Origin of the sequence: Streptomyces calidiresistens (assembly GCF_014141525.1) — a bacterium.
Taxonomy (GTDB): domain Bacteria; phylum Actinomycetota; class Actinomycetes; order Streptomycetales; family Streptomycetaceae; genus Streptomyces; species Streptomyces calidiresistens.
The window spans coordinates 1-6097 of sequence record NZ_VKHS01000295.1; the positions used below are offsets into that span (position 1 = coordinate 1).

6 protein-coding genes are annotated in these 6097 nt (G+C 72.1%); 5 read left to right on the top strand and 1 reads right to left on the bottom strand.

Annotated features, from left to right (window positions below):
- From FOE67_RS13675 to FOE67_RS13695, 5 genes are all read left to right on the top strand, one after another.
- Positions 1-1078 (top strand): aminotransferase class I/II-fold pyridoxal phosphate-dependent enzyme (locus FOE67_RS13675; RefSeq protein WP_182664034.1); only part of this gene is annotated, 1078 nt, incomplete at its 5' end.
- A 204-nt stretch (positions 1079-1282) separates the two neighbouring features.
- A complete protein-coding gene (locus FOE67_RS13680) occupies positions 1283-2650 on the top strand; it encodes a TrkH family potassium uptake protein (protein ID WP_182664036.1) in 1368 nt (455 codons plus the stop codon).
- 9 nt (positions 2651-2659) lie between these two features.
- Positions 2660-3439: a potassium channel family protein gene (locus FOE67_RS13685; protein WP_182664038.1), complete on the top strand. Its 780-nt coding sequence runs from the start codon at positions 2660-2662 to the stop codon at positions 3437-3439.
- 153 nt (positions 3440-3592) lie between these two features.
- Positions 3593-4060, top strand: a complete 468-nt coding sequence (locus FOE67_RS13690) for a helix-turn-helix domain-containing protein (RefSeq protein WP_182664040.1) — start codon at positions 3593-3595, stop codon at positions 4058-4060.
- A 51-nt stretch (positions 4061-4111) separates the two neighbouring features.
- Positions 4112-4666, top strand: coding sequence for a PIN domain-containing protein (locus FOE67_RS13695; protein WP_182664042.1), 555 nt, complete (start codon positions 4112-4114; stop codon positions 4664-4666).
- A 66-nt stretch (positions 4667-4732) separates the two neighbouring features.
- Here the strand turns inward: FOE67_RS13695 and FOE67_RS13700 are convergent.
- Positions 4733-6097, bottom strand: a 1365-nt coding sequence (locus FOE67_RS13700) for an aspartate aminotransferase family protein (RefSeq protein WP_194444251.1), incomplete at its 5' end; no start/stop codon positions are given.

A 6097-nucleotide genomic window follows, 5' to 3' on the forward strand; every position in this document is an offset into this window, starting at 1 on the left:
CCCCGCCCGGTACCGCCGCGCCCTGGACCGACCGGCCCGCCCGACACTGGACCTCTCCGGCGGTGTCCCGGACGCCGCGCTGCTGCCGCGCCTGGACCGCGCCCTGGCGGGACTGACCACCGCCGGCACCCCGGCCACCTACCTCGACGAGCCGGTCCTCCCCGAGCTGGCCGCCGTGCTGCGCGCGGACTGGCCGCACCCGGTGGAGGAGGTGACCGTCGTGGACGGCGCGATGGACGCGCTGGACCGGGTGCTGGAGACGCTGGTGCGCCACGGGGACCGGGTGGTGGTCGAGCACCCCTGCTTCCCGCCGCTGGTGGACCTGCTGGAGGCGCGCGGCGCCGAGGTGGTTCCCGTTCCCCTGGACGCCGAGGGCCCGGAGCCGGACGCGCTGGCGGCGGCGCTGCGGGAACCCACCGCCGCCGTGGTGCTCCAGCCCCGGGCGCAGAACCCCACCGGGGTCTCGATCACCGGCCCCCGCGCCGATCGTCTGGCGGACCTGATCGCGGCGACCGGGGCGATCCTGGTGGAGGACGACTCGGCGGGCGCCATCGCCGCCTCCCCGTCCCGGGGGCCCGGCCGCCGGATCCCGGACCGCACGGTGCACATCCGCAGCTTCTCCAAGTCCCACGGCCCCGACCTGCGGATGGCGGCGGTCGGCGGCCCGGCGGAGGTCATGGGGGAGGTGCTGGGGCGCCGACGGCTCGGTCAGGGGTGGAGCAGCCGGCTGCTGCAACGGGTGCTGCTCTCGCTGCTCACCGATCCGGTCTCGGTGGCGGAGGTGGCGGGGGCCCGGGAGGTCTACGCGCGCCGGAGGGCGGCCGTGGTCGGGGAACTGGCCGCGCGCGGGGTGGTCACCGGGGGCACGGACGGCATCAACCTGTGGATGCCGGTGCGCGACGAGGCGGCGGCCGTGGAGCGGCTGCGGCGCGGGGGGATCGGGGTGGCGCCCGGCTCGCCGTTCCTGCTCCTGCCCGACGCCCCCGGCGGGGACCACGTGCGGGTGACGGTCGGGCTGGTGCCGGAGGGGGACGCGGCCCCGGTCGCGGCTGCCCTGACGGAGGCCGCCCGGGCGTGAGGGCCGGCGCCCGTTCCACGGAGCGCCCACCGCCCCCGCCGTCCCGCCGCCTGTCCGCCACACTCCGTTGACCAGCGGTTTCGTCACCCGATTCCCCCGATCCGCCGTTTCGACGGGGTCGCGCGGCGACCCCTCCGGGACGGGGTTACAGTTGCTCGTTGCCTTGTTCGGACGCCGTTCGCGCGTCCGGGAAAGTGATGGGCCATGGCGCGGCTGTGGGTGCGTCGGCTGGTGTGGAGGATCCACCCCGCCCGGGCGGTGGTGATGGCCTTCGGGGCCGTCGTCGTGATCGGGGCCACCCTGTTGGCCCTCCCCGTCTCCTCCGCCGACGGCACCGTCACCGACCTGATCACGACGTTGTTCACCGCCACCTCGGCGGTCTGCGTGACCGGCCTGGTGACCGTGGACACCGGCACCCACTGGAGCGGCTTCGGCCAGGGCGTGATCCTCGGCCTGATCCAGGTCGGCGGCTTCGGCATCATGGCGCTGGCCTCCCTGCTCGCCCTCCTCATCGCGGGCAAGCTGCGGTTGCGCCTCCAGATGAGCGCGAGGGTCGAGACCAAGAGCACCGGCATCGGCGAGGTCCGGGCGGTGCTGGTGCGCATCGCGGCGATCACCCTGGTGATCGAGACGATCATCGCGCTGACCCTCACGTTCCGCTTCGCGCTGGGATACGGGGAGGCCTGGGGGGACGCCCTGTACCACGGGGTGTTCCACTCGATCTCGGCCTTCAACAACGCCGGTTTCAGCATCAACGCCGACAGCCTGACCCGTTACGCGGGAGACGCCTGGATCACCCTGCCGATCGCGGTGGCGGTCATCCTCGGCGGCCTCGGGTTCCCGGTGATCATCGAACTGCTGCGGCACCGGGTCCGGCGTCGCACCTCCGGGCGGACCGGCTGGTCCCTGCACCTGAAGCTCACCGTGGTCACCACGGCCGCGCTGCTGCTCGCCGGCAGCCTGCTGACCCTGGCCCTGGAGTGGTCCAACGGCGGGACGCTGGGACCGATGCACACCGGCGAGAAGGTCCTCAACGCCTTCTTCCACTCCGCCATGACCCGCACCGCCGGGTTCAACGCCGTGGACGTCGGCGCGATGGAGCAGGCCACCCTGCTGGGCACCTGCGCCCTGATGTTCATCGGCGGGGGCAGCGCGGGCACCGCCGGCGGCATCAAGGTCACCACCTTCGCCGTGCTGGGCGCGGCGATCCTCGCCGAGGTGCGGGGCGAGCCCTCCTCGGGCATCTTCGGCCGCCGACTGGCCCCGCACGTGCTGCGGCAGGCCCTCACGGTGGTGCTGCTGGGACTGGGACTGATCGTCGCGGCGACGATCGCGCTGCTCACCCTGGTGGAGGAACGCTTCGAGGTGGTGCTCTTCGAGACCGTCTCGGCCTTCGGCACGGTGGGGCTGTCGGCCGGGGTCACCGGGGACCTGCCCCCGGTGGGCGAGGTGATCATCGTCGTGCTGATGTTCGTCGGCCGCCTCGGCCCGATCACCCTGGTCTCCGCCCTCGCGCTGCGCGAACGCACCCGCCGCTACCAGTACCCCGAAGAACGACCGATCATCGGATAGGGACCGCTCATGTCCGGTACACCCGTCTCCCCCCGCCCCTCCGGCTCCCGGGGCCCGCGCCGCCTGTTCGCCGTCCTGCGGCGCTCCGGCGGTCGGAACGCCCCGACCCCCGGTGCCACCGGTGACCGGTCCCGTGCCCCGGACCGGCGGATCGCCGTGATCGGCCTGGGGCGGTTCGGCAGCTCCCTGTCCACCGAACTCATGCGGCGCGGCTGGGACGTGCTGGGCATCGACCGCAGCGAGGCGCGCGTGCAGCGCCACGCCGACCTGCTCACCCACGCCGCGACCGGCGACTGCACCGACGACGAGGTGCTGCGCCAACTCGGCGTCCACGAGCTGTCCAGCGCCGTGGTGGCCATCGGCAGCGACATCGAGGCGAGCATCCTGACCACCTCCAACCTCCTGGACGCGGAGGTGCCCAAGGTGTGGGCCAAGGCGGTCAGCCGGCAGCACGGCCGCATCCTGGAGCGCCTGGGCGCCCACCACGTGGTGCTGCCCGAGCACGAGATGGGGGAGCGGCTCGCGCACCTGGTCACGGGCCGGATGCTCGACTTCGTCGAGTTCGACGAGGACTACGCCATGGCCAAGACCCTCGCCCCGGCGGTGGCCATCGGCCGCCCGCTGGGCGTCAGCGCGGTGCGCTCCCGCTACGGGGTGACCGTCGTCGGCATCAAGCGGCCCGGCGCGCAGGTCACCTACGCCACCGCCGAGACGGTGGTCGAGCCGGGTGACGTGCTGATCGTCAGCGGTCGCATCCGGGCCGTCGAGCGCTTCGCCGACCTCCCCTGAACTCCCTGTCGCTGCCGGCACCCCGCACGAGTGAAAGTGAGCGAAGGAATGCGGGACGAAGCGGGACGCAGTGTGCCAATGGGACGATGGGTGACGCGCGGCGGGGTTACAGTTGTTGCAGATGCCGGGTGATCGTACGGTGAAGGAGGTCACATGGCGGGTACCAGGACCCTGGTCGATGCGGTTCGGATCGAACCGGACTCCCGACATGAGGTCTCCGTCGCCCTGCGAGCGGAGTTGGATCGCCTTTCGGACGCGGGCGCTTCCGAGGTCGTGCTTCGCCTGCCGAACGGCAGGGAAACGGCGGTTCCGGTCTCCCTGTTGAAGGTGCTCGCGGTCTCGGCACACGAGTTGGCCTCCGGGCGGGCGATCACCGTGTTGGCCTCCGAGGTCTCCCTCACCCCGACCGAGGCGGCGGACATCCTGGGCCTTTCCCGGCCTTTCCTGGTGCGTTTGCTCGACCGGGGGGACATACCGTCGACCCATCTTCCCGGAAGCCGCCATCGGCGGATCCGCTTGGGGGATGTGGTGGCTTTCCACGAACGGCGGATGCGTCGGCGAGAAGGACGACGCCGTATCGCCGAAATTCTCGATGACGGCGACGAGTCGGATTTCCACTGAGCCACCGATTCCGGTCGGCCGGGGGCCGGCGGAAGGGATCGGCCCACCGGCATGCGGATCTTCGTGGACACCAACGTCCTTTTTCCGTTCTCCGTGATGGATTTCTTCCTCGCCCTGACCGAGGACGCCGTTCACGAGGTCATATGGACGGAAGTACTGCTCGGGGAGTGGGAGCGGGTTATCGTCCGGGAAAATCGTAGGTCGCCCCGTTCCGCTGCCGCGGTGACCGCTGCGATTCGCACCTTTTTCCCCGAGAACCAAGTGAAGGAAGAGGCATACCTCCATCTGGTTCCGCATATGCACGGCAAGGACGTGGATGATCGGTATCACGCAGCCGCTGCCGTGGCCGCGGGTGCCGAAGCACTGGTGACCTGGAACGTGCAGGACTTCCCGCCCCTGCCACTGGCGGGCCACGGTGTTCGCGTCCTCGACCCGGACACGTACCTGTGCGAACTCCACGAGATGATGCCGGACGAGATCCGGGAGACCTTCCTGCGCATGGTGGCCGAGAAGTCATCACCTCCCATCTCCCCGGAGGACATGGCCGGGAGACTCGCTCGGGCCGGTGTTTCCCGCTTCGTGAAGGAGATGAGGGAAAGGGTGTGAACGGCCCCGCCCCGGTGCCGCCGGTGGGCGGCACCGGGGCGGGGAACACCCACCCGCGTCCCGGGCTCAGGCGGCGGTGGTGTGGCGGTCGGCGACGTCCAGGGCCCGGTCCAGCAGGGCGATGCCGTACCGGACCTCCTCCTCGGTGATCGTGCACGGCGGCACCACGTGGGTGCGGTTGAAGTGGACGAACGGCCACAGCCCGCTCGCCTTGCAGGCGGCCGTGAACTCCGCCATCGGTGCCGCGTCGGTCCCGCTCGCGTTGAACGGCACCAGGGGTTCGCGGGTCTCCCGGTCGCGCACCAGCTCCAGGGCCCAGAACACGCCCAGCCCCCGCACGTCACCCACGCTGGGGTGACGCTCGGCCAGGGCCCGCAGCTCCGGGCCGATCACCTTCTCGCCGAGGGTCCGCACGTGCTCCAGGATGTTCTCCTCGCGGAAGACGCCCATCGAGACCACGGCCGAGGCGCAGGCCAGCGGGTGCCCGGAGTAGGTCAGGCCGCCCGGGTAGGGGCGGTCGCGGAAGGTGTCGGCGACCGCGTCGGAGATCACCACGCCGCCCAGCGGCACGTAGCCGGAGTTGATGCCCTTGGCGAAGGTGATCAGGTCCGGCACCACGCCCCAGTGGTCCACGGCGAACCACTCGCCGCACCGGCCGAAGCCGGCCATCACCTCGTCGGCGATCAGCAGCACGCCGAACTCGTCGCACAGGGCCCGCACGCCCTCCAGGTAGCCGGGCGGCGGCACCAGGATGCCGTTGGTGCCGACGACCGTCTCCAGCACCACGGCGGCGATGGTGTGCGGGCCCTCCATCACCATGGTCTGTCGCAGGTGCTCCAGGGCGCGGGCGCTCTCCTCCTCCTCGCTCCCGGCGTGGAAGGCGGAGCGGTAGGGGTACGGCCCCCAGTAGCGCACCACGCCCGGCGTGCCGGGCTCCGAGCCCCAACGGCGGGGTTCGCCGGTCAGCGCGATGGCCCCGGCGGTGGCGCCGTGGTAGCTGCGGTAGGCGGCCAGGACCTTGTGCCGGCCGGTGTGCACCCGGGCCATCCGCACGGCGTGCTCGTTGGCCTCGGCGCCGCCGTTGGTGAAGAACACCCGGTTGAGGTCGCCCGGCGCCACCTCGGCGATCAGCCGGGCGGCCTCGGCGCGGGCGTCGTTGGCGAAGGCCGGGGAGACGGTGGCCAGCCTCGCGGCCTGCTCGGCGATCCCGGCGACCAGCTTCGGGTGCTGGTGCCCGATGTTGACGTTGACCAGCTGCGAGGAGAAGTCCAGCCAGCGGTTCCCGGCGTGGTCCCAGAACCAGGAGCCGGCGGCGCCGGCGATCGGCAGCGGGTCGATGTGGCCCTGCGCGGACCAGGAGTGGAAGACGTGGGCCCGGTCGGCGGCCCGGATCCGGGCGTCCGCCTCCGGGTCCGGGGCGGGGACGGCGGG